Annotated in this window: 2 protein-coding genes and 1 pseudogene; all 3 read right to left on the reverse strand. The window is 48.4% G+C overall.

The features are described from left to right. A partial coding sequence (serS, locus tag PGX78_RS07505; RefSeq protein ID WP_270446262.1) for a serine--tRNA ligase occupies positions 1 to 1,126 on the reverse strand: 1,126 nt, incomplete at its 3' end. A gap of 23 nt (positions 1,127 to 1,149) precedes the next feature. Next, a complete protein-coding gene (locus PGX78_RS07510) occupies positions 1,150 to 1,794 on the reverse strand; it encodes a histidine phosphatase family protein (protein ID WP_270446264.1) in 645 nt (214 codons plus the stop codon). Then, positions 1,795 to 2,134 (reverse strand): annotated as a pseudogene (locus PGX78_RS07515) (phosphoglycerate dehydrogenase); the annotation flags it as partial. It lies immediately after the preceding gene.

Consider the following 2,134-nt stretch of genomic DNA (forward strand, 5'->3'; position numbering starts at 1 on the left):
CCGGCTTCGATTTGGCATCGCGACGGAAGCGGATATTGGCACGACGTGCCTGGAAGTCTTCCGTATTGGAGCACGAAGAGATTTCTCTGTACTTACCTTGCGCCGGGAACCATACTTCCACATCGAAAGTCTTGGCTGCCGAGAAGCCGATATCACCCGTGCACAGGCAAACAACGTGATAAGGAAGTTTCAGAGCCTGCAAAATAGCTTCGGCGTTGTTCGTCAACTTGTCCAATTCATCATAACTCGTTTCAGGAGCTACGTATTTTACCATTTCTACCTTGTGGAACTGGTGCTGACGAATAAGGCCGCGCGTATCGCGACCGGCCGAACCCGCTTCGGCACGGAAGCAGGGAGTCATGGCCGTCAAATATACGGGCAACTTATTACCGTCAATAATTTCTCCGCGATAGTAGTTGGTTAGCGGCACTTCCGCTGTAGGAATCATGAACATTTCCTGTCCTTCAATGCGGAACATATCTTCATAGAATTTCGGCAACTGACCGGTTCCCAACATGGAATCACGGTTGACGATATACGGAGGAATGACTTCCGTATATCCGTCCACTTCCGTGTGCATATCGAGCATGAAGTTGTATACGGCCCGTTCCAAACGAGCACCGGCACCGAGGTAGAAATAAAAACGCGACCCTGCTACCTTACCGGCTCTTTCCGCATCAAGGATACCCAAATGTTCACCGATTTCCCAATGATTCTTCGCTTCAAAGTCAAAGGTCGTCACGTCGCCCCACTTACGAACTTCCGGGTTGTCGCTGTCATCATTGCCTACGGGAACGGACGGGTGGCACATGTTGGGAATCATGAGCTGAACGGCCAACATCTGTTCTTCCGCTTCCTTAACCTTACCGTCTAAAACTGCGATTTCGTCGCCCAATTCTTTCATAGCCGCAATCTTTTCGTCCGCATTTTCCTTATTTCTCTTTAAAACGCTGATTTCTTTAGTTACGTCGTTGCGACGATTTTTCATGGCCTCAACCTGGCCCAAAAGTTCACGACGGCGAGCGTCGGCTTCCAACAGGGCATCCAAATCGACTTGTGCATGACGATTTTTCAAATTCTGTCTTACTTCTTCCGTATGTTCGCGAATAAATTTAATGTCTAACATAATACCGCTCCTTTTTTATACGATTACAACCCTTTTTGTTCGATTCCGCTGAACAAATATCCCAAATGAGTAGTTGAATTCAATAACACCAGCCGCCAACGGCCGTCCTGTTCTTCCAGAACATTAATACATGTATTATCCTGTTTTATTTGCCAAAAAGCCGCTTGCGATAAACCCAAAAGGTCACAGATAACCGCCTTGTTCACCGCATCGTGAGCTGCTACGAGAACCGTCTTTTCCGCATACTTTTGCGTATAGTCGTCAAAGGCCGCACGCACTCTCACTCTCACGTCTTCCAGCGATTCTCCGCCTTCTCCGGGCATTTGCACCGTATGGGGCTGCGTGTGCCAGGCGGCAAACTCGTCGGGATACTCGGCCTCGATGTCCCCAGCCAGCCTGCCTTCCCATAAACCGTGGTTGATTTCCGTCAGACGTTCATCTTTGGCTACGGTGTTTCCGTGCAACTCGGCACAAAAAGAAGCGGTCATAAAGGAGCGTTTCAACGGACTGGACACGAATACGTCAATAGGCACGTCCTTCAGTCCCTGTGCCAACAGACGCCCCTGTTCCAAGCCTCTTTCACTTAACTCCGTATCTTCCTGTCCCTGATAACGACCTTCTATATTCCATTTTGTTTCGCCATGACGGACCAGAATAATTCGTACCATTTACGCCTCCTGTTGGTTCGGTTCGCAATGAATGAGTTTCATATCCAAAATACCGTTAATGGAGCGGAGTTTTACCATTACGTCATTAGGAATATCGTCCTCTACGGCAACGGCCATAATATTCGTTCCCTTTTGTGTCATATTGCCGACCTGCATGCCCGTAATATTGATCTTTGCTTCCCCTAAAACGGTCGCGATTTGACCGATCATATTGGGCTGGTCGATATGAGGTGCCAACAACAGATAGTTTTCCGGCTTGAAGTCGACGCGATATTCATCAATCTGAACAATTTTGGCTTCCGTCTGATTAAAGAGGCTGCCTACGACCTTGTGTTCACCC

The organism is Megasphaera sp. AF13-6AC (assembly GCF_027685385.1).
Classification (GTDB): Bacteria; Bacillota; Negativicutes; order Veillonellales; family Megasphaeraceae; genus Megasphaera; species Megasphaera micronuciformis.

Coding starts and splice junctions, on each gene's coding strand:
- PGX78_RS07510 (WP_270446264.1), bottom strand. CDS start 1,794: ATGGTACGAATTATTCTGGTCCGTCATGGCGAAACAAAATGGAATATA.